This window comes from Massilia sp. IC2-278 (genome assembly GCF_020708045.1).
Lineage (GTDB): Bacteria > Pseudomonadota > Gammaproteobacteria > Burkholderiales > Burkholderiaceae_D > Telluria.
In genome coordinates this window covers 14892-36926 of the sequence record NZ_JAJFES010000016.1, presented here as the reverse complement: position 1 = coordinate 36926, position 22035 = coordinate 14892, and the positions used below count along the sequence as shown (strand labels likewise).

At 66.9% G+C, this 22035-nt stretch carries 18 protein-coding genes; 14 read left to right on the top strand and 4 right to left on the bottom strand.

From position 1 onward, the window contains the following. The first annotated feature begins 20 nt into the window (after positions 1–20). From glyA to LK540_RS21430, 9 genes are all read left to right on the top strand, one after another. The gene (glyA, locus tag LK540_RS21470; RefSeq protein WP_229439363.1) at positions 21–1268 is read left to right on the top strand and encodes a serine hydroxymethyltransferase; all 1248 of its coding nucleotides are present in this window, start codon (positions 21–23) and stop codon (positions 1266–1268) included. 108 nt (positions 1269–1376) lie between these two features. Beyond that, entirely contained in the window at positions 1377–1835 is a 459-nt protein-coding gene (gene nrdR / locus LK540_RS21465) for a transcriptional regulator NrdR (RefSeq protein ID WP_229439362.1), read from the top strand. A gap of 138 nt (positions 1836–1973) precedes the next feature. Next, positions 1974–2525 (top strand): type IV pilus modification protein PilV, encoded by a 552-nt coding sequence (gene pilV / locus LK540_RS21460; protein WP_229439361.1) that lies wholly within the window; start codon positions 1974–1976, stop codon positions 2523–2525. Then, on the top strand, positions 2522–3469 hold the full coding sequence (locus tag LK540_RS21455) for a PilW family protein (protein ID WP_229439360.1): 948 nt from the start codon (positions 2522–2524) through the stop codon (positions 3467–3469). Before pilV ends, LK540_RS21455 begins: the two co-directional genes overlap by 4 nt. A gap of 7 nt (positions 3470–3476) precedes the next feature. Further along, entirely contained in the window at positions 3477–4112 is a 636-nt protein-coding gene (locus LK540_RS21450; RefSeq protein WP_229439359.1) for a PilX N-terminal domain-containing pilus assembly protein, read from the top strand. Positions 4113–4141: 29 nt separating this feature from the next. Then, on the top strand, positions 4142–4582 hold the full coding sequence (locus tag LK540_RS21445; protein WP_229439358.1) for a type IV pilin protein: 441 nt from the start codon (positions 4142–4144) through the stop codon (positions 4580–4582). Then, positions 4579–5136, top strand: coding sequence for a GspH/FimT family pseudopilin (locus LK540_RS21440; RefSeq protein WP_229439357.1), 558 nt, complete (start codon positions 4579–4581; stop codon positions 5134–5136). Before LK540_RS21445 ends, LK540_RS21440 begins: the two co-directional genes overlap by 4 nt. Positions 5137–5155: 19 nt before the next feature. Continuing rightward, positions 5156–6286: a bifunctional diaminohydroxyphosphoribosylaminopyrimidine deaminase/5-amino-6-(5-phosphoribosylamino)uracil reductase RibD gene (gene ribD / locus LK540_RS21435; RefSeq protein WP_229439461.1), complete on the top strand. Its 1131-nt coding sequence runs from the start codon at positions 5156–5158 to the stop codon at positions 6284–6286. Between the two features lie 13 nt (positions 6287–6299). After that, positions 6300–6929, top strand: a complete 630-nt coding sequence (locus LK540_RS21430; protein WP_229439356.1) for a riboflavin synthase — start codon at positions 6300–6302, stop codon at positions 6927–6929. A gap of 23 nt (positions 6930–6952) precedes the next feature. Here the strand turns inward: LK540_RS21430 and LK540_RS21425 are convergent, their stop codons facing one another. Next, a complete protein-coding gene (locus LK540_RS21425) occupies positions 6953–8206 on the bottom strand; it encodes a nuclease-related domain-containing protein (RefSeq protein WP_229439355.1) in 1254 nt (417 codons plus the stop codon). A 211-nt stretch (positions 8207–8417) separates the two neighbouring features. On the opposite strand from LK540_RS21425, the gene LK540_RS21420 reads away from it, so the two are divergent. Further along, entirely contained in the window at positions 8418–10412 is a 1995-nt protein-coding gene (locus tag LK540_RS21420) for a S9 family peptidase (protein WP_229439354.1), read from the top strand. A 100-nt stretch (positions 10413–10512) separates the two neighbouring features. On the opposite strand, the gene LK540_RS21415 is transcribed toward LK540_RS21420, so the two are convergent. Both LK540_RS21415 and LK540_RS21410 read right to left on the bottom strand, forming a co-directional pair. Further along, complete coding sequence (locus LK540_RS21415) at positions 10513–13416, bottom strand: pitrilysin family protein (protein ID WP_229439353.1); 2904 nt, start codon at positions 13414–13416, stop codon at positions 10513–10515. A 69-nt stretch (positions 13417–13485) separates the two neighbouring features. Continuing rightward, the gene (locus LK540_RS21410) at positions 13486–16224 is read right to left on the bottom strand and encodes an EAL domain-containing protein (protein WP_229439352.1); all 2739 of its coding nucleotides are present in this window, start codon (positions 16222–16224) and stop codon (positions 13486–13488) included. A 380-nt stretch (positions 16225–16604) separates the two neighbouring features. On the opposite strand from LK540_RS21410, the gene ribBA reads away from it, so the two are divergent. The 3 genes from ribBA to nusB are packed head-to-tail and all read left to right on the top strand — an operon-like array spanning position 16605 to position 18736. Next, positions 16605–17717 (top strand): bifunctional 3,4-dihydroxy-2-butanone-4-phosphate synthase/GTP cyclohydrolase II, encoded by a 1113-nt coding sequence (gene ribBA / locus LK540_RS21405; RefSeq protein ID WP_229439351.1) that lies wholly within the window; start codon positions 16605–16607, stop codon positions 17715–17717. A gap of 51 nt (positions 17718–17768) precedes the next feature. Next, the gene (gene ribH / locus LK540_RS21400) at positions 17769–18251 is read left to right on the top strand and encodes a 6,7-dimethyl-8-ribityllumazine synthase (RefSeq protein ID WP_229439350.1); all 483 of its coding nucleotides are present in this window, start codon (positions 17769–17771) and stop codon (positions 18249–18251) included. Positions 18252–18265: 14 nt separating this feature from the next. Continuing rightward, positions 18266–18736 carry a transcription antitermination factor NusB gene (gene nusB / locus LK540_RS21395; protein WP_229439349.1) on the top strand — a complete coding sequence of 157 codons (471 nt, stop codon included), beginning with the start codon at positions 18266–18268 and terminating at the stop codon, positions 18734–18736. Positions 18737–18925: 189 nt separating this feature from the next. On the opposite strand, the gene LK540_RS21390 is transcribed toward nusB, so the two are convergent. Continuing rightward, positions 18926–19747, bottom strand: a complete 822-nt coding sequence (locus LK540_RS21390) for a transglycosylase SLT domain-containing protein (RefSeq protein ID WP_229439348.1) — start codon at positions 19745–19747, stop codon at positions 18926–18928. 590 nt (positions 19748–20337) lie between these two features. Here LK540_RS21390 and ubiD point away from each other — a divergent pair. Further along, positions 20338–21822, top strand: coding sequence for a 4-hydroxy-3-polyprenylbenzoate decarboxylase (ubiD, locus tag LK540_RS21385; RefSeq protein ID WP_229439347.1), 1485 nt, complete (start codon positions 20338–20340; stop codon positions 21820–21822). Positions 21823–22035 lie beyond the last annotated feature (213 nt).

Here is a 22035-nt window from a genome sequence, read left to right as displayed (position 1 = left end):
TATCGATTGGAGTTTTGTTCATGTTTGCAAAAGATCACACGCTGGCCAATGTTGACCCGGAACTGTGGGATGCGATTCAGAAGGAAAACACCCGTCAGCAAGATCACATCGAGCTGATCGCGTCGGAAAACTACACCTCGCCGGCCGTGATGCAGGCGCAGGGTTCGCAGCTGACCAACAAGTACGCCGAAGGCTATCCAGGCAAGCGCTACTACGGCGGCTGCGAATACGTCGACGTCGCCGAGCAGCTGGCGATCGACCGCGTCAAGCAACTGTTCGGCGCCGAAGCGGCCAACGTCCAGCCGAACTCGGGTTCGCAGGCGAACCAGGGCGTGTTCTTCGCCATGCTCAAGCCGGGCGACACCATCATGGGCATGTCGCTGGCCGAAGGCGGCCACCTGACCCACGGCATGGCGCTGAACATGTCTGGTAAATGGTTCAACGTCATTTCCTACGGCCTGACCGAGCAGGAAGACATCGACTACGACGCCATGGAGCGCCTGGCGCGCGAGCACAAGCCGAAGATGATCATCGCCGGTGCCTCGGCCTTCGCCCTGCGCATCGACTTCGAGCGCTTCGCCCGCATCGCCAAGGAAGTCGGCGCCTACTTCATGGTCGACATGGCTCACTACGCCGGCCTGATCGCCGCGGGCGAGTACCCGAACCCGGTGCCGCATGCCGACTTCGTCACCTCGACCACGCACAAGTCGCTGCGCGGCCCGCGCGGCGGCATCATCCTGATGAAGGCCGAGCACGAAAAGGCCATCAACTCGGCGATCTTCCCTGGCATCCAGGGCGGCCCGCTGATGCACGTGATTGCCGGCAAGGCGGTCGCCTTCAAGGAAGCGCTGTCGCCGGAATTCAAGGCTTACCAGCAGCAGGTCGTGAAGAACGCCAAGGCCCTGGCCGACGCGCTGATCGAGCGCGGCCTGCGCATCGTGTCGGGCCGTACCGAGTCGCACGTGATGCTGGTCGATCTGCGCGCGAAAGGCCTGACCGGCAAGGAAGCCGAAGCGATCCTGGGCCAGGCGCACATGACCTGCAACAAGAACGGCATCCCGAACGACCCGCAGAAACCGTTCGTGACCTCGGGCATCCGCCTGGGCAGCCCGGCCTTCACCACCCGCGGCTTCAAGGAAGAAGACGCAACCAAGGTGGGCCACCTGATCGCCGACGTGCTGGACAACCCGCACGACGCCGCCACCATCGAGCGCGTGAAGGCCGAAGTCAAGGTCCTGACCGACAAGTACCCGGTGTACGCAGCGTAATCGTCACGACGCTGCAAACGTAGTAGAGTTCAGGAACGGCGCCGGAAGCATGGCGCCGTTCCTTGCATCACCCCGCACCATCCGCATCATCAGCACCATCGGCGCCCCATGAAATGTCCGTTCTGCCAGCATGAAGATACCCAGGTCCTCGATACGCGCGTATCCGAGGAAGGCGACGCCATCCGCCGCCGCCGCCGCTGCGTGCAATGCGACAAGCGCTTTACCACCTACGAACGCATCGAACTGTCGATGCCGATCATCGTCAAGAAGAACGGCAGCCGCACCGAATTCGCCTCGAGCAAGCTGCGCGGCAGCCTGATGCTTGCGCTGCGCAAGCGCCCGGTCTCCGCCGAAGCCATCGATGCCGCCGTCGCTTCGATCGAGGAAAAGCTGCTCACCAGCGGCCGCCGCGAAGTCGATACCGGCTATGTCGGCGAACTGGTGATGCAGGAACTCAAGCGGCTCGACGAGATCGCTTACATCCGCTTTGCCTCCGTCTATAAAGACTTCAAGGACCTCGCCGAGTTCCAGCAGGCGCTTGCCGAAGTCGGGCATCCGCGCAAATAAATTCGCGGTTCTACGCGACCCTGGCACACACAACTTTGGCAAGCGCGCACGCTTGAGCGGCCGCATGGGTGCACCTTAGCTCGCTGATAACTTCACAGCTCGCGCGGATTCCCGCGCCTTGAACCTGTGGAGGTGGCCGTGCAACGCTGTGGTGCCAAGGGCTTTACGCTGGTCGAAGTACTGGTCGCGATGTTCATCCTGGCTGTCGGCGCCATCGGTGCGGCGGCCACGCAATCGACCGTGGCGCGCCTGCGCGAACAGGCTGCGCTCGAATCCGAAGCCGTGCAGCTGGCCGCCTCGCTGTCGGCGCGCATGCTGGCCAATCCGGCGCAGATGGCGCTGCCCGACGCGGCCAACCCTTACCTCCAGCTCGACTACGACGCCGACGACGGCGACCCGGACGCCGCGCCCGTGCAGTGTTTCGATGGCGCCGACTGCGACCCTGCCAGCCTGGCCCGCTTCGACCTGTACGAAACGGCGCGCCTCGTGCAGCGTGCCTTCCCGGGTGGCCGTATCGCGGTCTGCCGCGACGCCGCCGTGTGGAATCCGGCCTTGCAGGCGCCCGACTGGGAGTGCGTCAGTTCGGCGCAAGCGCCGATCGTCATCAAGCTCGGCTGGCGCCTGCACGCGCGCCAGGGGCAGCCGGCGAGCGGCGCGCAGGCCTTTGTCACGATGGCGGTGCCGGGATGAAGGCCGCAGTCCATCAATGTGGCATGACGCTGGTCGAGCTGCTTGTGGCGCTGTCGCTCGGCCTGGGCGTGCTGCTGGCCGGTTCCACCTTGCTGCTCGGCGCGAACGCTGCGTATGCCGGCCATGCCGATGCGGCTGCCATCGACGACAACGGCCGCTATGCGCTGGAAGTCATCGGCCGTGCCGTGCGCCAGGGCGCCTTTGCCGATTGGGAGCGCCTGGGAGCCGCCGGGCCGGCTCCGGGTGCGCCGGCGCCGCTGCTGGGTCTGGACGACCGCTCGATTGGCAAGACCAGCTTCGGCATCGACAGTCCGCTTCCCGCCAGCGTCAACCATAGCGACGTGCTGGCGGTGCGCTACGGCGGCGCCGGGGCGGGGCCGGATGGCGATGGCAGTGTGCTCAACTGCGCGGGCTTTCCGGTGCACGAAGCCGAGGATGGCTGGAGCATCTTCTATGTGGCGCGCAATAGCGACGGCCAGGATGAACTGCGCTGCAAGTACCGCGGCACGGCGAGCTGGGGCGCGGATGCGGTGGTGGCCGGCGTCGATGGTTTCCAGGTCCTGTACGGCATCGACACCGACACGCCGCGCGACGGTATCGCCAACCGCTTCGTGAACGCCAGCGCGCTGAACGCCCTGGATGCGGCGCTGGTGCCGAGCGGCGCCACGCCCGCCGACCTGGAAGCGGAGCGGAATGCCAGGACCTGGTGGAAGCGGGTGACGAATGTGAAGGTGGCCTTGCTGCTGCATGGCGAGCGGCCATCGACTGTCGCGGCGCCGGCCGGCTACGACTTGTTCGGGCAGGCGTACAGCGATGCGCACGCGGCGGGCGACCCGGGTGTGCGCCTGGGGCAGGCCGAGCTCGCCAGCGGCGAGGGCGCACCCGGGCAACCGCTGCGCCGCCTCTTCACGGCCGTGTATGCAACCGGCGCCACCGTTCCTTGAGGCTGCAATGGATACCCTTCAAAAAGAACGCGAGCGCGGCGCGGCGTTGGTCACGGTCCTGTTCCTGATGCTGGCCGTGCTGATGATGTCGGTCTCCAGCACGCGCGCGTCGCTGGCCGCCGTCAAGTCGGCACGCCATGAGCGCGACCGCCATATTGCGCACCAGTCGGCGCAGGTGGCGCTGTTCGACGCCGAGCGCGATATCGCCGGCGCGGCAGGTCCGGCCTCGCCGCGTACTGCCATCTTCGTCGCGGCAAACGCTTCAGCCTTCATCGCCGCCTGTGCCGGCAGCGCCGAACACGCAGGCCTGTGCCACCTCGTCCCGGCGCCGGGCATTCCATCCTGGCAGGCAGTCGATCTCGCTGGCGCAGTGTCGGTCGAATACGGCCGCTTCACCGGCGCCGCAATGCCGACCGGCCTTGGCCTGCTGCCGGCCCGGCCGCCACGCTACATCGTCGAACTGCTGGACTACCCGGCAGCCGATCCGGTCTACCGCATCACCGCCATCGGCTTCGGCGCCAGCGAGGCCACGCGCGTGGTCCTGCAGGGCCACTACCGCCGCGCCAGCGCCACCGCGCCCGCGCGGCGCCTGGGCTGGCGCGAGGTCGCCAACTGGCCCGAGCTGCATGCCGCCACGCTCTGACATCCACCCTCAATCGAAGGAGAACGACGATGTACCGCAGTCCCGGCTTTACCCTGATCGAAACGATGGTCGTGCTGCTGATCCTGGCTATCCTGGCGGCGATTGCCTATCCCGGCTATACCGAGCACCTGGCGACGATGCGCCGCATCGAAGGGCAGGTGGCGCTGATCGACGCCATGCAGCAGCAGGAGCGGCACCATTCGCTGCACCACAGCTATGTCGCGTTCTCGGCGGCGGCGCCGGTCGAGGGCCAGCGCTGGTGGTCGGGCAGCCACGCGCCGGAGAGCGCCTATGAACTCGAGGCGCGTGCCTGCCCGGACAGCGCGCTGCGCGACTGCGTCGAGATTGTCGCCACACCGGGCACGCCGAACGTGGACGCCAGCTACAGCGACAGCGCATGCGGCACGCTCAGCATGCGCAGCACGGGCGAGCAGGGCGCCAGCGGCACCTCGTCACGCTGCTGGCCATGAGCAAACGGCCACAGCGCGGCATGACGCTGCCCGAGCTCATCATCGTCACCGCCATCGCGGCGACCCTGCTCGCCGTCGGCCTGCCCAACCTGCAGGCGCTGGTGCACGCCCAGCAGGTGCGCAGCGCCACCAACGATCTGTTCGGCGCCATCAACCTGGCGCGTGCCCAGGCCATCGCGCGCAACGAGCGCGTCAAGATGGTGCCGCGCGACCCCGAGGGCACGCAGTGGGCGCGCGGCTGGACCGTGTTCGCCGACCGCGACGGCGACGGCGAACCCGGCCCGCCGGACGACATCATCGCCGTGCACGGGCCGCTGCCGAGCGGCGTGGCGTCGGTATTCGCCTTCACCAGTCCTGCAGCGCCGTATTACATCGCCTACAATGGCGCCGGGCGCAGTTGCAGCGACACCAGCAGCGCGTCGGCGCGCTGGGGCACGCTGTCACTGTTCTACGGCAATGCGATCCGGCGTATTAAAATCAACATGCTGGGCCGCGCCCGCGTATGCGACCCGCAGCGCGACGCCAACTGCGAAGGCGCCGAGGCGCCTTCCTGAACCAACCACATTGAACACAGTGCAGATCAAGACCGATACCGAAGGCATGGCGCTGGCCCTGGAATGGGCCGCAAAGGGCATGTACATCACCGCGCCGAACCCGCGCATCGGCTGCGTGATCGTCAAGGATGGGGAAGTGATTGGCGCCGGCCACACCCAGCCGGCCGGCCAGGCCCATGCCGAGATCCAGGCCTTGCGCGACGCCGCCGCCCGCGGCAACGACGTGCGCGGCGCCACCGCCTACGTCACGCTGGAGCCCTGCAGCCACTATGGCCGCACGCCGCCCTGCTCGAAGGCGCTGGTAGAGGCCGGGCTGGGGCGCGTGGTGGCGGCGATGGGTGACCCGAACCCGCTGGTGGCCGGGCGCGGCATGGCCCAGCTGGAAGCGGCCGGCATCGCGGTGGCGATAGGCGAACTGGCGAACGAAGCCCACGAACTGAACATCGGCTTCTTCAAGCGCATGCGCCAGGGCCTGCCCTGGGTGCGCCTGAAGACGGCGGCCAGCCTGGACGGTTTCACGGCGCTGGAGAATGGCGAAAGCCAATGGATCACCGGCCCCGAAGCCCGTGCCGACGGTCATGCCTGGCGCGCCCGCGCCTGCGTCATCCTGACCGGCATCGGCACGGTAAAGGCGGACGACCCGCAACTCACGGTGCGCGGGATTGACATGGATGTGGCCAATGCGCGCCAGCCGCGCCGCGTGATCGTCGACAGCCGCCTCGAGATCGATCTCGATGCACGCATCCTGCAGGGTGAGCCGTGCTGGATCGTGGCTGCCGCCGACGATGGCGACAAGGCGGCGATGTTGCGCGCCCTCGGCCATGAAATCATCCTGCTGCCCAACGCTTCCGGCAAGGTCGACCTGCCGGCCCTGATGCGCGAACTGGGCCGGCGCGAGATCAACGAAGTCCACGTCGAAGCCGGCTCCAAGTTGAACGCCTCGCTGGTGCGCGAAGGCTGCGTCGACGAGCTGCTGGTCTACCTGGCGCCCAGCCTGATCGGCGCGGGGCAGGGCATGTTCGCGCTGCCTCCGCTGGCCCGCCTGGCTGATAAACACGCATTGCGTTTTCACGGCGTGAGCCAGGTCGGCGTCGACCTGCGCATCCTGGCGCGCTTCGAAAAACAAGAACAACCCCTAGAATCAACCTGAGGAATCAAGCCGTATGTTTACTGGAATCGTCGCCGCTGTCGGCAACATCACTTCGGTCTCGCCGCTGGCGGGTGGCCATGACGCGGGCGTGCGCCTGGATATCGACGCCGGCAGCCTGCCGCTGGGCGACGTCATCCTGGGCGACTCGATCGCCATCAACGGCGCCTGCATGACCGTGGTCGCCAAGACCGATAACAGCTTCGCCGTCGACGTCTCGCGCGAAAGCCTGAGCAAGACCGCGGGCCTGGACGCCGCCGGCGAAGTCAACCTGGAAAAAGCCCTGACCCTGGCCGAGCGCCTGGGCGGCCACCTGGTTTCGGGCCACGTCGACGGCCTGGGCACGGTGCACAGCTTCGCGCCGGTGGGCGAGTCGCACGAGCTGGTGATCGACGCACCGCAGGAGCTGGCCAAGTTCCTGGCCTATAAAGGCTCGGTGGTGGTGAACGGCGTGTCGCTGACCGTCAACCGCGTGGAAGACCTGGAAGCCGATGGCGCCAGGGTCTGCCGCTTCTCGATCAACCTGATCCCGCACACCATCGAGGTCACGACCCTGAAGCACCTGCGCGCAGGCAGCAAGGTCAACCTCGAGATCGACCTGATCGCCCGCTACGTCGAGCGCATGCTGTCGGCCTCGAAGGTCTGAAGCCCTGAACCAGTCCGCAGTGCCTATTGCGGATTGGTGAAGTAGAGCGAGCTGGTGCCGCAGCCCGTGCACTCGCGGTAGAAGTGGCGCCCGTCCTTGCGGATGCGTTCCTTGTGGTCGGCGCCGCCGCAGCCCACGCTGAACGGCGTATTCCCGCCGCAGCCGCCGCACTTGAAGTAGTAACCGTATTTTCCCCAGACGATGGACAGGTCCGCACCGCCGCAGCTGCGGCAGGCATGCGGCTGTGCCGCCGCGTCATGGTCCGCAGCCGGCGCGGCGGCAGCGTGTGTAGACGCGGCGCCAGCGGCGCCGTGCGTCATCGGCCGGGCGGTGCTCCCCTGCGGCAGGATGACCACCCGCGGGCCGGCGCGCGGCGCGGCCGCCGCTGCCAGCGCCGGTTCCCGCTCCATGCTGGCGGAAGGCGCGGAACGTGGCGGCGCCGGCCTGGCCGGACCCGGCTCCTGCGGCGCCATTGCGCGGGCCGCTGGCGCTTCGGGCGCCGGTGCGGCAGCAGAGGGCGGCGCCGGGTCCGCCCTGGACGGCGCCGGCGCGGCCTGCATCAACGCGTCGCGCTGCACGCCGAAGCGCGCCATGTAGTCCGAGGTCGAGGGCCGGTGCAGCGCCACCAGCTTCTTCGCGATGTCGCCGATCGAGTCCGACACCGTGTTCTTCAGCAAGCCGCTGAGCACCGTCAGCACCGGCGCGCCTTCCAGCGATTTGTGCAGCCTTTCCATGAACTGGTCGGCCTTGACCACCTGCGAGGTGTCGAACTTGCGCGGCCGGTCGATGCGCGCGTCGGGCGCCACCAGCACCAGGGTCTCGATCGGCGACTCGCCCAGCCCCAGCGTCTCCAGCACCTTGCGCAGCACCAGCGCATGGCGCTCGTTCTGGGCCAGCGGCGAGGGCATGCCTTCGTAGGTCTTCTTCCAGTCGTTCCAGCGCAGGAATTCGCCTTGTTCGGTGATCTTCACGCCGTGTGCGAAATGCTTGGTTTCGAGGATGTAGATGCGGCGCGTGCGGTGGATCAGCAGGTGGTCGATCTGGGCCACGCGGCCGTCGTCGAGCACCAGGCGCAGGTCGTGCACGACGGCGGTGCGGGTCGAATCCTTCAGGTGGAAGTCGATCAGGTAGGCCGATTCGCGCTCGCCCTTCACGCCGGCGCGCATGATGCGCAGCTCGCGCTCGATCAGCGCCTTCTTGCCTGCGCCGGCCAGGCCCAGCATCTTCTCGAGAATGGCGAGGACCGGTTCCTTGTTGTCGGTGTCTTTGTAGATCATGCTTGTCTCCTGCTCGGTTTACCCGGGAAGTGTAGCTGCAGGGCAAGAAGCCATCATGATATTTCATTGCTTCATAGCAAAATCATGCGGCCGGCATAAGAATCGTTGCGCGGCGAACTCAGAAGATGTCGCGTAGACTGCGCCAGGTCAAACAACGACGAGCCAGCCCGCGCATATCCCGTGCCCAGGGCGGCCAACGAGGAGGAGAACAATGAAAGTAACCAAGGCCCTTGCCGGCGCCATGACTGCCGGCGCCCTGGTGGGCACGAGCCTGGCCGCCGCGGCAGCTCCCACCGCAGCTCCCACCACGGCTTCCACCCCAACCGCGCTGCGCGACTACCGTTCGGTCGCGATCACGGCCAACGGCGAGCGCATCGCCGCCATCGAATCCGACGCCGGCGCGCCTGGCCAGCGCCCCCACGGGCGCATCGTCGTGCGCGACGCCGCGAGCGGCAAGGTGACGGCCGAATACGACCCCTGCGCCGCATGTTCCTACGATTTCCCGAGCTGGTCGCCGGACCGCCGCAGCCTGGCCTTCATCGCCGCCGATTCCCAGGCCGGCACGGCCACGCTGTGGGTGGTGCGCGGCGGCCAGCCCGCAGCCGCGGCCACGATTGCAGGCGTGGCCAACACCGCGCGCTGGTCGCCGGACGGCAGCCGCATCGCCTTCCTGGCCACGGTCGGCGCGAAGAAACAGACCGGCGCGGTCGAGGCGGGCGAACGCCTGGTCGGCGAGATCGGCGTCAACGAGGATGCCCAGCGCATCGCCATCGTGCCAGGCGCGGGCGGCGAGGCGCGCATGGTCTCGCCCGACGGCACCAATGTCTACGAATACGACTGGACGCCCGACGGCAAGGGCTTCATCGCGACCAGCGCGCAAGGCAACGGCGACAACAACTGGTGGGTGGCCACGCTCGGCCACATCGATGCCGCCAGCGGCGCGCTGCGCATCGTCGCCGCGCCGAAGATGCAGGTCAGCCTGCCGCACGTGTCGCCGGACGGGCGCACGGTCGCCTTTGTCGGCGGCCTGATGAGCGACTTCGGCTCGGTCGGCGGCGACATCTTCACGGTGCCGCTGGCCGGTGGCGAGCCGGTCGACGTGACCCCGGGCTTTGCCGGCTCGTTCAACGGCCTGGCCTGGAAAGGGACCGGCCTGGTCGCCTCCAGCCTGCAGGGCGACCAGATGACGGTGGTCGCGGTCGACCCGCACGCGCGCAGCACGCGCCGCCTGTTCTCGCGCGCGGTCACGGCCAGCGGCTCGCGCGACGGCCGTATCGTGTTCAGCGCGGACGGCGGCGCGGCGGTGTCGGTGTTCGAGACCTACGAGCAGGCGCCTTACATCGCGGCCGGGCGCGTGAACGAACTGGTGAAGCTCACCCGCGACAACGATGGCGCCGCGCCCCAGGTGGCGGCGCGCAGCATCGCCTGGACCAACGAAGGCTACCGCAGCCAGGGCTGGCTAATCGGCCCGCGCCAGCCGCACGCCAAGGACGAGCAAACGCGCAAGCACCCGATGGTGGTGATCGTGCACGGCGGCCCGGCCTCGGCCGCGACGCCGCGCTACGTCGGCGCCGGCGCGTCGGCCAACCCGCTGGTGCGTGAGCTGGTCGAGCGCGGCTACTTCGTGTTGCAGCCGAACCCGCGCGGCAGCTATGGCCAGGGCCTGGCCTTTACCTCGGCCAACCGGCGCGACTTCGGCGGCGGCGACTGGCGCGACATCCTGGCCGGCGTCGACGCCGCCATCGCGCAGGCGCCGATCGACGGCGCGCGCCTGGGGCTGATGGGGCATTCCTACGGCGGCTTCATGACCATGTGGGGCGTGACGCACAGCACCCGCTTCAAGGCGGCGGTGGCGGGCGCCGGCATCGCCAACTGGATCAGTTACTACGGCCAGAACGGCATCGACCAGTGGATGGTGCCGTTCTTCGGCGCCACCATGTACGACGATCCGGCGGTGTACCGCAGGGCCTCGCCGATCGAGGCCATCAAGCAGGCGAAGACGCCGACCCTGATCTACGTGGGCGAGCGTGACGTCGAGACGCCGGCGGTGCAGTCGATGGAGTTCTGGCACGGCCTGCGCGCGATGGGGGTGCCGACCGCGCTGGTGATTTACGAAGGGGAAGGACATGCGATCCGCAAGCCGGAGCACCAGCTGGACCAGCGCAAGAGGACGGTGGAGTGGTTCGAGAAGTATTTGAAGCAGTGAGCGGATTTGCGGGACGCCGATCTCACGCTTTCGGGTGATGGGACGGCTGCGGTGACCGTACGGTCTTGGCCGCAGGCCTTATTTTGGCCGCAGGCCGTGGTCAGTTTGCCGGTGCCGGCTCCGCCGCCTTCGCCGGCGCTTCCTTCGCCGCCGGCGCCGCGCCTTTTTCCGGATACAGCACCACCTGCACGTAGTTCCCCGTGTTCAGGTAACGCTTCGCCGCATCCTGCACCTCGCCCGCTGCCAGCGCCTGCACGCGCTGCTCGTGCGTCAGGATCGCCGCCGGGTCGGTCCCGTCCAGCAGCGCCGACTGCAGCCTGCCCAGCCAGTAGCCGTTCTCGCGCATGGCGCGGCGGTGGTTCTGGATCCAGTTCTGCTTCACCTTGGCCAGGTCGGCCGCGCTCGGGCCTTCGCGCTTGATGCGCTCGAATTCCTCGAAGGTGGCGGCAATCACCTTGTCCACGTTCTCCGGCCCGGTCGGCAGGGTGATCGACAGCGAATAGCTTTCATACGGAATCCGGCCCAGCGAGGCGCTGGCGCTGCCGCCGTAGATCAGCGACAGCTTCTCGCGCAGTACCTCGATGATGCGGATGTTCAGCACCTCGACCAGGGCCTGCAGGCGCATCTGCTCGGCGTCGGAGAACGACGCGTCGCCGGTGAAGGTGAGCGAGACCGTGCTTTTCGGCTCGCTGCCGCTGTGGACGGCGCGCTTGATCACGCCCTTCACCGGGCGCAGGCCGACGTCGCGGTAGGCGGTCGGGATGTCCGGGGTCGGCAGGCTGCCGAGGTAAGTCGCCAGCAGCGGCTTCATTTTCTCGATGTCGAAGCTGCCGACCATGATGAAGGTGAGGTCCTTGGCGCTCGAGAAGCGTTCGCGGTAGATGGCGATGCTGCGGTCCAGGCTGATCTGCGAGAACTCTTCCGGACGCAGCGCACGCGGCGCGCGCGGGTGGTTGTTGTACAGCGTGGCGATCAGGGTGTCGCCGAAGCGCGCGCCCGGCTGGGCCAGGCGGTTGCGCGCCGCTTCCACCTGCTTGCCGATGAAGGACTTGAACAGCTCTTCGTCGCGGCGCACGGCGTCGAAGCGCAGCCACAGCATCTGCAGCATGGTCTCGATGTCGGTCGCGCCCGAGGAGGCGCCGACGATCTCGCTGTAGCCCGACAGGCCCATGGTCACCGCCGCCGCCTTGCCGGCCAACACGCGCGACAGGTCGAGCGGCGAGTAATCCTTCAGGCCCATGCTGGCGACGATCGCATTCGCGTAGCGCGCATTCAGGATGTCGGCGTCACCGTACAGGCTCTGGCCGCCAAAGCGCGCAGCGCTCATCACCACCTGGTCGTTGCGGAAGTCGGTCGACTTCAGGATCGCCTTCACGCCGTTCGAGAAGGTGAACTCAAGCAGGCCGAGCGCCTTGTTCTCGGTTTCCTTGACGATGCTGCCGGCCTTTGGCGGCTGCGCCATCAGGGTCGAGCCGAGCGCCTTTTCCTCGCGCGGCGCCACCTGCGCCTTTTCGGCCGTGGCCAGGGCCGCGAGCAGGGCGTCGCCTGCGGGCGGCGGCATGTCCGGGCGCGCAATGCCGGTGTAGACCACCAGCTTGCCCGAGTCAGCCGGAATGGTGCGGCGCGCGTAGGCGTTCATTTCGTCGAGCGTCACGCCGGGCAGCAGCGTCTGCGCATAGCCGTATTCGGCGGCGATGCCGGGGATCGGTTCCTGCTGCAGGAAGTTGCGCATGTACTCGCCCACGTAGGAGCCGGAGTCGGTCTTGTCGCGCTCGTTGTAGCTGCGCTCGAAGCTGCGCATCATGTCCTTCTTGGCCCGGTCCAGTTCGGCGGCGGAAAAGCCGTACTGGCGCGCGCGTTCGTTCTCGCGCACCAGGGCGTCGATGGCTTTCGGCGCGCCGCCGGGGCCGATGGCCGCGCTGGAGTTGTAGGCTTTATAGAAGGGCGTCAGCTTGCCGAGGGCGCTGCCGCCGCGCAGGAAGGGCGGTTCGGCCTGCTGCGTCAGTTCCACCAGGCGCAGGTTCAGCATGCCGGTGAACAGGCTTTCGACCAGCTGCTCGCGGTAGCCGCGCACGGTGTCGGGCTCGCGCACCGGCATCACCGGATAGCGGATCAGGATGCTGTTGCCGCCGGCTTCCTTGTCGGTGATGACCAGGGCTTCGGTGTCGTCGCGGCGCGGGATTTGCGCGTATTCGCGCTTGCGGGAAGGGCTCGGGTTCTTCAGCTTGCCGAAGTGGGCGCGGATCAGCTTTTCGGCCTGGGCCGGCTCGATGTCGCCCACCGCCACCACCGCCATCAGGTCGGGGCGGTACCAGTCGCGGTAGAAGCGGCGCAGGGTCTCGGGCTGGAAGTTGCGCAGCACCTCTTCCTTACCGATCGGCAGGCGCTCGGCGTAGCGCGAGCCGTTGAACATCTTCGGATACAGCTTCTTGCCGATGCGGTCGCCCGCGCCCTTGCCGAGCCGGAGTTCCTCGAGCACGATGCCGCGCTCCTTCTCGATCTCGGCGTCCTCGAACGCGAGGCCGTGCGCCCAGTCTTCGAGCACCTGGAAGGCGCGCGTCACGTTCTCCGGCTTGTCGGTTGGGATCGGCAGGATGTACACGGTTTCGTCGAATGAGGTGTAGGCATTCAGGTCCGCCCCGAACTTGACGCCGATCGACTGCAAATAGTCGACCAGCTCGTGCTTCTTGAAGTTGGCGGTGCCGTTGAAGGCCATGTGCTCGACGAAGTGCGCCAGGCCTTGCTGGTCGTCGTCTTCGAGGATGGAGCCGGCCTTCACCACCAGGCGCAGTTCCACGCGGCGCTCGGGGCGCGCGTTCTTCTGGATGTAGTAGGTCAGGCCGTTCGGCAGCTTGCCGACCTTCACCTGCGGGCCGACCGGGATCGGCGCATCGAGCTGGATGGCCGCTGCGGGCTGGGAGGGCTGGGCGGCGGATGCGGCAACGAAGGGATGGACCAGCAGGACAGCGGCGAGACAGGTGCTACGGACGAATTGGATGAGCATCGGGATTCCGTGACAGGATTCTGTAAATGAAGGTCGGAGCGCTATTGTAAAGGCGTGGCAGCAAAGGCATCAGGGCGCCACGCGTCCGGCCCGCAGCAGCTCCCCCATCTCGCCTGCCGGCACGGGTGGGCTGTACAGGAAGCCCTGCAGCACCCCGCAGCCGATGCGGCCGAGGAAGTCGCGCTGGGCCAGGGTCTCGACGCCCTCCGCCACCACGCGCAGGGACAGGCCTTCGGCCAGGGCAATGGTGGCCTGGGCGATGGCCGCGCTGCGCGCGTCGAGGGTGATGTTGCGCACGAAGGCCTGGTCGATTTTCAGCTTGTCGAGCGAGAAGCGCGACAGGTAGCCGAGCGAGGAATAGCCGGTGCCGAAGTCGTCCAGCGACAGCGAAACGCCCATCGCGCGCAGCTCGGCCAGCTGGGCCTCGGCGGCGGTGGTATCGCCCATCATCACGCTTTCGGTCAGTTCCACTTCGAGGTAGCGCGCCTCGAGTCCGGATTCCTGCAAGGCCGCGCGCACCACGGCGGGCACGGTGCCGGCCTTGAACTGGTGCGCCGAGACGTTCACCGCCACCGGCACGCGCGCCAGCCCGGCATCCTGCCAGGCCTTGTTCTGCATGCAGGCCTGGCGGATCACCCAGTCGCCGATCGGCAGGATCAGGCCGGTATCCTCCGCCAGCGGAATGAAGTCGGCCGGGGAGATGCGGCCCAGTTCCGGGCTGTGCCAGCGCAGCAGGGCTTCCATGCCGAGCACGCGGCCGTCGTTCGTCGCCACCTGCGGCTGGAAGTGCAGCGCCAGTTCGGCGCGGCCGATCGCCCGGCGCAGGCGCGTTTCCAGGGCCAGCCAGCGCAGCGCCTGGTCGTTCATCTCGCCCTTGAAGAAGCGGAAGCCGTTGCGGCCGGCCTCCTTCTGGTGCGCCAGCGCGGCGTCGGCTGCCTTGAGCAGGTCGCCGGGGGCGTCGCCGTCGCGCGGGAAGACGCTGATGCCGACGCTGCCGGTGACCACCACGTCGTGCCCGCCCACCGGCAGCGGCTGGGCGATGGCGTCGATCAGGCGCCGCGCCGAGAAGATGATGTCCTCGGTGTCGTCGCAGCTGCAGAGCAGCAGCACGAATTCGTCGCCCGACAGGCGCGCCACCGTATCGAGCGGCCCGGCGATCTCGCTGGCGCGGCGCGCCACCTCGCGCAGCAGGGCGTCGCCGGCGGCGTGGCCCAGGCTGTCGTTGATGCGCGAGAGGCGGTCGACGTTCACCATCAGGAGCGCCAGCTGGCGCCCGCTGCGGCGCGCCGCCGCGATCGACTGCTGCAGGCGGTCCTGGAACAGCGAGCGGTTCGGCAGCTGGGTCAGGGCATCGTGGTTGGTGAGGAAGTCGAGCTGGTTGTGGGCGGCCTTCAGGGCCGACAGATCGCTCGATACCGAGACGTAGGCGGTGAGCTTGCCGGCGTCGTCGCGCACCGCGCTGATGCTGGTGTGCTCGGGGAAGATCTCGCCGTTCTTGCGCCGGTTCCAGAGTTCGCCGCGCCACTGGCCGTGGCGCTCCAGGCTGTCCCACATGGTGCGGTAGAAGCCGGCGTCCTGGCGTCCCGAGCGCAGGAAACGCGGGTTCTTGCCCATCGCCTCGGCCTCGCTGTAGCCGGTGATGCGCTCGAAGGCGGGATTCACGGCGACGATGTTGGCGCAGGCGTCGGTCATCATGATCGCTTCCTGGGTGCTGTCGAACACCTGGCGCGCCAGCTCCAGCCGGTGCTCGCTCTCGCGCAGGGCGGCGTCGGCCCTGGCGCGCGCGGTTGCTTCCAGCTGCAGCTGGGCGGCGTGGCGCTGCACTACCTGGTACAAATTCAGGTTCTCGTAGGCCACCGCCAGGTGGGCGCCGAGGGCCGAGGCCCAGCGCCGGTCTTCCTCGCCGAAAGGTGCGGCGCCGGGCGCGCGCACGAAGTACATCCAGCCGTGCAGGTGGTGCAGGTCGCGCACCGCCAGGCCGAGGAAGGCGCCGGGACGCGGCTGCGGGGCCGGCCAGGGCAGGGTGGCCAGCAGCGGCTCGCCGCCTTGCAGCAGCAGGGCCTCGCGCGCATGCACCAGGGCGCCCGGCAGGCGCAGGTCGTTGGCCGCGTGCTGCGCCAGCAGGGCGCCGTCGAAGCCCTGCGCCGCCAGGTGGCGCACGCTGCGCTCGTCGCGCTCGAACAGGCACAGCGCCAGGGCATCGGCGCACAGGATGCGGGCGGCGGCCTGCAGGAAGCAGGCGGCCAGGCCTTCGACCTCGCGCTCGCCCACCAGCTGCAGGCACATCGCCTCGAGCGCGGCCAGGCGCGCGTTCAGCTGGCCTTCGGGTGCGGCGCAGCTGTTCGGAATCTCGTCCGTCGCGACAGGAGCGAGGCTGGCCGGAGGGGCCTGGTCCATCGCGGAAGACGGCGCCTTCGGCGGGGCGCTCGGCAGCGCGCCGGCCAGCACCAGTTCGGCGTTCACCGCTTCCATGATGGCGTCGGCGTCGGACGGCTTGCTCAGCACGCGCTCGACGCCGCAGCTGCGCGCCATGGCCAGGGTCTCGCGCTCGGCGTAGACGGCGGAATAGAAGATAACGCGGGTGGCGGCCAGCTCGCGGTCGGCGCGCAGGCGCTGCACGAACTCGTAGCCGTCCATCTTCGGCATCAGGATGTCGGTGATGATCAGGTCGGGGCGGTGGGCGCGCACCAGGTCGAGCGCGGTGGCGCCGTCGTCCGCCTCGAGCAGGCGGTGTTCGGTAAAGCCGAGCAGGGCCAGCAGATAGGCGCGGTTGCTCGGCCGGTCGTCGACGATGAGGATGGTGGCCATCAGTGGTTCTCCCGGGCTGCGGCGGTGAACTGACGGTCGAATGGCAGTACCAGCATGACTACTCCAAGAATACGCCGGCGGCAGCACGCCGACGCGTTAGACCGGATTATCATAATCCAGCCGATGTCGCAAATACCATGAAGTTGCATTCTAAGACATTACGTTTAACAATTGTATTTGAACAATTGCTAATTTGTTGTGGTAGTGCAACGAGTCGAGACGGATGGAATGGCGAGCGCGCGGCATTGTCGTGCCCGGATCGCCGGGAGGGGAGGCCGGATGCCGGCAAATCCTTTAAAATAGCGGATTACGCGCGGCGCGTCACCCGTGCGCCAACCGTATCTGTCACCCGCATCCGTCACCGCTCTCAAGGAATCCACATGTCTATCTCCAGCACCCAGGAAATCGTTGCCGAATTGCGCGCAGGGCGCATGGTCATTCTGGTCGATGAAGAAGACCGCGAAAACGAGGGCGACCTGGTGCTGGCAGCCGATTTCGTCACGCCGGAAGCGATCAACTTCATGATCCGTCACGCGCGCGGCCTGGTCTGCCTGACCCTGGCCGAAGACATCTGCGACCGCCTGGCGCTGCCGATGATGACCACCCGCAATGGCACCTCGTTCGGCACCAACTTCACGGTCTCGATCGAGGCGGCCGAAGGCGTCACTACCGGCATCTCGGCGGCCGACCGCGCCCGCACCATCCAGGTGGCGGTGGCGAAGAACGCGAAACCCGACGACCTGGTGCAGCCGGGCCACATCTTCCCGCTGCGCGCGGTCAAGGGCGGCGTGCTGATGCGCGCCGGCCATACCGAAGCCGGCTGCGACCTGACCGAAATGGCCGGCCTGACCCCGGCCTCGGTGATCTGCGAGATCATCAAGGAAGACGGCACCATGTCGCGCCTGCCCGACCTGATCGAGTTCGCGAAAGAGCACAACCTGAAGATCGGCACCATTGCCGACCTGATCCACTACCGCAGCCAGAACGAAAGCCTGGTCGAGCGCGTTGCCGAGCGCACCCTGAACACCGCCCACGGCGAGTTCAAGCTGATCGCCTGGCGCGACAAGCCGAGCGGCTGCGCCCACCTGGCGATGGTCCACGGCGACATCGGCCGCGACGTCGAAACCCTGGTGCGCGTGCACCAGCCGGTGTCGATCCTCGATATCCTGGAGCACAAGGCCACCACCCACTCCTGGACCATGGCCTCGGCGATGGAAGCGATCAAGAAGAGCGAGAGCGGCGTGCTGGTGCTGCTGAACTGCGGCGAAACCGCCGAGCAACTGTTCTCGCAATTTGCCTCGATCGACGCCCCGGGTGCGCGCCCGAGCGGCCGCGCCGCCACGATGGACCTGCGCACCTACGGTATCGGCGCCCAGATCCTGAAGGAACTCGGCGTGGGCAAGATGAAGCTGCTGGCGAATCCGCGCAAGATGCCGTCGATGACCGGTTTCGACCTCGAAGTCACCGGGTATATCGCCAGCCCCGCGGCGTAAAGCGGTACCATTTACTATCCATTTAAACGAACAAACAAGAAGAGGGCAGCCATGACCGTAGGAACTTATGAAAGCAACATGACGGGCGAAGACCTGCGCATCGGGATCGTGCAGGCGCGCTTCAACGCCGACGTCGGGCACGGCCTGCTGTCGTCCTGCCTGGCCGAGCTCAAGCGCCTGGGCGTGGCCGACGAAGACATCCTGCACGTGACCGTGCCGGGCGCGCTGGAAGTGCCGCTGGCGCTGGCCAAGATGGCCGAGACCCAGCAGTTCGACGCCCTGATCGCGCTGGGCGCGGTGATCCGCGGCGAAACCTACCACTTCGAGCTGGTCTCGAACGAGTCGGGCGCCGGCATCACCCGCATCGGCCTGGACTACGGCATTCCGATCGCGAATGCCATCCTCACCACCGAGAACGATGCGCAAGCCGAAGCGCGCATGGCCGAGAAGGGCAGCGACGCCGCCAAGGTGGCCGTCGAGATGGCCAACCTCCTGATGGCGCTCGAAGAGCTGCATCCGGAAGAAGAAGAGTAAACAGAAGGAACACGATGAACGACAAGACCACCCACGCCAACCCGAGCAAGAACCGCACCCCGCGCCACCGCGCGCGCGAGTTCGCGCTGCAGGGCCTGTACCAATGGCTGCTGAACAATGAGCCGTCGAGCACGGTGGCGAAGAACATCCGCCAGGCGCATGGTTTCGACAAGGCCGACGGCGACTATTTTGCTTCCCTGCTCAACGGCACCATCAGCACCTCGCCCGAGCTGCGCGAAACGATCGCCCCGCTGATCGACCGCGGCATCGCCGAACTGTCGCCGATCGAGCACGGCGTGCTGCTGCTCGGCGCCTACGAGCTGAAGAACCAGCCGGAAATCCCTTACCGCGTCGTGATCAACGAAGCGGTCGAGCTGACCAAGTCCTTCGGCGGCATCGACGGCCACAAGTACGTGAACGGCGTGCTCGACAAGCTGGCTGGCAAGCTGCGTCCGGACGAAGTGGCGGCCGACGCGCGGCGTTAAAACGTACTGCTACTATATATATTAGTAGCATCGGCCAGAAAGCCACCGTTGCCTCGCGGCGCGGTGGCTTTTTTGTTGGTGCTTGCGAATCCAGCACCGTTGCCAATGTGACCAACGCGCCCCGCCACCTTCGCCTATAAAAAAGGCCACCGCAAGCGATGGCCATGAGGAGGATCGATATATAGAGGCTTACAGGTTCGCCGCCAGCGTCTCGGTATGCGTTTCGGCAGTTGGTGCCGCTTCCGTCTTCGGTGCCGGAGCCGGCGCTTCCGGCTGGGCACGCTTGACGACCATCTGCGCCGGGGCCGCCGGGGTGCGGGTCGGCACCTTGTGGCCGTGCGCCACCTGCTTCAGGCGTTTCCATTCGGCCAGCACGCGGGCGCCGTAGCCCGAGTCGGATTCGAAGTCGGCCGCGCCCACGTAGGTCTTCAGGCCGCCTTCCACCGAACCGGTGCGTTTCACGTAATCCTTCAGGATCTGGGCGCCGACACGGATGTTGGCGACCGGGTTCAGCGCGGCCTGGGCGCCGCCCACTTCCTGGAACTTGTCGTGGTGGACCTTGGCCATTACCTGCATCAGGCCCTTGGCGCCCATCGGGCTTTCCGCGAACGGGTTCAGGCCCGATTCGATGGCCATCACCGCCAGGATCAGGAGCGGGTCGAGCTTGACCTCGTGCGCCGTCACGTAGGCGGTCGAGACCAGCATGTTGGCGGCGTCGCCGGCCACGCGGTAGCGCTTGGCCAGCCAGGAAGTCACGTTCTGCTGCTGCTTCGTATTACCCAGCAGCTTGGCGTCGTGGGCCACCTCGGCCGGGCCGGCCACGGCGGCCGGTGCGGGCGCAGGTGCGGCCTGGGCTGCCACCACGGGCGCCGCAGGCGTAGCGGAAGCGGCGGCCTCCGGGTGCAGGAAGCGGGACACCGACTTGGCAGCGTCCGGATTCGTGTAGAGCAGGGCCAGTACCGCCACTGCCGAGAGACCGAAAACGGTCAGGGTGTGCTGCATGGTGGTCATCAGACCACGCGCCGTTTTGCCCATGGAAGACCATGAGACTGGCTGGCTGGCCAGGTGGACGAGCCTTGCGCTCGTGCCGAACAAACGATTGATCATCGAAGTCCCCTTTGTCGCGGCAAAAAGCATCCCGTCGCGGCGCTCCAGGCGCTGCGGTGGTGACCAATGCCGTGCATCAGAAAAATCGTCAGGCCACCCATCGTGGGCTGGCCAAAACGCCGTCATTGCTTTGCTACAGCTGGCCGCATGACCCAAGGGTGGGTGGCGTTGCCAGTGGCTCAACAACTGTCTCGGGGGATAGAACCGAAAGGTTCTTGAGGCAGACGCCTCGTGAAAACACTCCTTAAAATGTCGTTGGGGCCCCGACCCCGTGAAGTTATGAGAACGGCTACAATCACTGCAAAATGTGGCCGCCTCATCAAGTAGGGGGGATTCTAAGAGGTGGTTTATACCAAGTCAATACTAGCACGAACGCGCTTAATTACTTTTAAATCTAATTATTGTCACGCCAGCTCAGCAATACCGTGGCAAATCAATCACTTGGCCGCTGTATTTGATTAACCTCAAGCAATCGAAAAAACAAGTAAAAGTTGATGAAATATTCGGATCTCCGGGATTTTATGTCCCAACTGCAACAAATAGGCGAATTAAAGCGGGTAACCATCCCGGTATCGCCCCATCTCGAGATGACCGAGGTCTGCGACCGCACCCTGCGCGCCGCCGGACCGGCACTGCTGTTCGAGCAACCGACCGGTCATACGATCCCGGTGCTCGGCAATTTGTTCGGAACGCCGCACCGCGTGGCGCTGGGCATGGGCGCCGACAATGTCGGCGAGCTGCGCCGCATCGGCCACGTGCTGGCGCGCCTGAAGGAGCCGGAGCCGCCGCGCGGTTTCAAGGACATCATGGACATGGGCTCACTCGTAAAAGCCGTGTGGGACATGGGGCCGAAGGAAGTCAAGGGCGCGCCTTGCCAGGAAATCGTCTGGGAGGGCAATGATGTCGACCTCGGCCGCCTGCCGATCCAGCATTGCTGGCCGGGCGACATCGCGCCGCTCATCACCTGGGGCCTGGTCATTACCAAGGGGCCGAACAAGAAGCGGCAGAACCTGGGCATCTACCGCCAGCAGGTGCTGGGGCCGAACAAGGTGATCATGCGCTGGCTGGCGCACCGCGGCGGCGCGCTCGACTTCCGCGAGCACGCGATCGCCAATCCTGGCCAGCCGTATCCGGTGGCGGTGGCCCTGGGCGCCGACCCGGCCACCATCCTCGGCGCGGTGACGCCGGTGCCGGACAGCCTGTCGGAATACCAGTTCGCCGGCCTGCTGCGCGGCCAGCGCACGGTGCTGACGAAAGCCATCGGCAGCGAGCTGCGGGTGCCCGCGTCCGCCGAGATCGTGCTCGAAGGGCATATCTACCCGGATGCGAATCATCCGTCGGGCTTCGAGCATGCTTTGGAGGGGCCGTACGGCGACCACACCGGCTACTACAACGAGCAGGACAGCTTCCCGGTGTTCACGATCGACCGCATCACGATGCGGCGCGACCCGATCTACCACTCGACCTATACCGGGAAACCGCCGGACGAACCGGCCGTGCTGGGTGTGGCGCTGAACGAAGTCTTCATTCCGCTGCTGCAGAAGCAGTTCAGCGAGATCACCGATTTCTATCTGCCGCCGGAAGGCTGCAGCTACCGCATGGCGGTGGTGCAGATGAAGAAGCAGTACGCCGGCCACGCCAAGCGCGTGATGTTCGGGGTCTGGAGCTTCCTGCGCCAGTTCATGTACACCAAGTTCATCGTGGTGGTGGACGAGGACGTCGACGTGCGCGACTGGAAAGAGGTGATCTGGGCGATCACGACGCGGGTCGATCCGACGCGCGATACGGTGCTGGTCGATAACACGCCGATCGACTACCTCGACTTCGCCTCGCCGATCAGCGGGCTGGGCAGCAAGATGGGGATCGATGCTACCAATAAGTGGCCGGGCGAGACCAGCCGCGAATGGGGTACGCCGATCGTGATGGCGCCGGAGGTCAAGACGAAGGTAGATGCGATCTGGCAGCAGCTGGGGATTTAATCCGCGGCGCCGAGCTCGGCCGCTAGCGCAAACCGTACGGTGGGCACTCTGTGCCCACGCGGTTACGTGCGTGTCCGGTTGGCCGGCGGCCGCAAGGTGTCGCTCGCGACGTCTGCCTCGGACGGAAAGTCCAGGAAGCGTTCGTGACTCGCGGAAGCGTCACGAGCGACAATTCACCGTTGCAGGTGCAAGGTGACGTGCGTACCGCGTGGG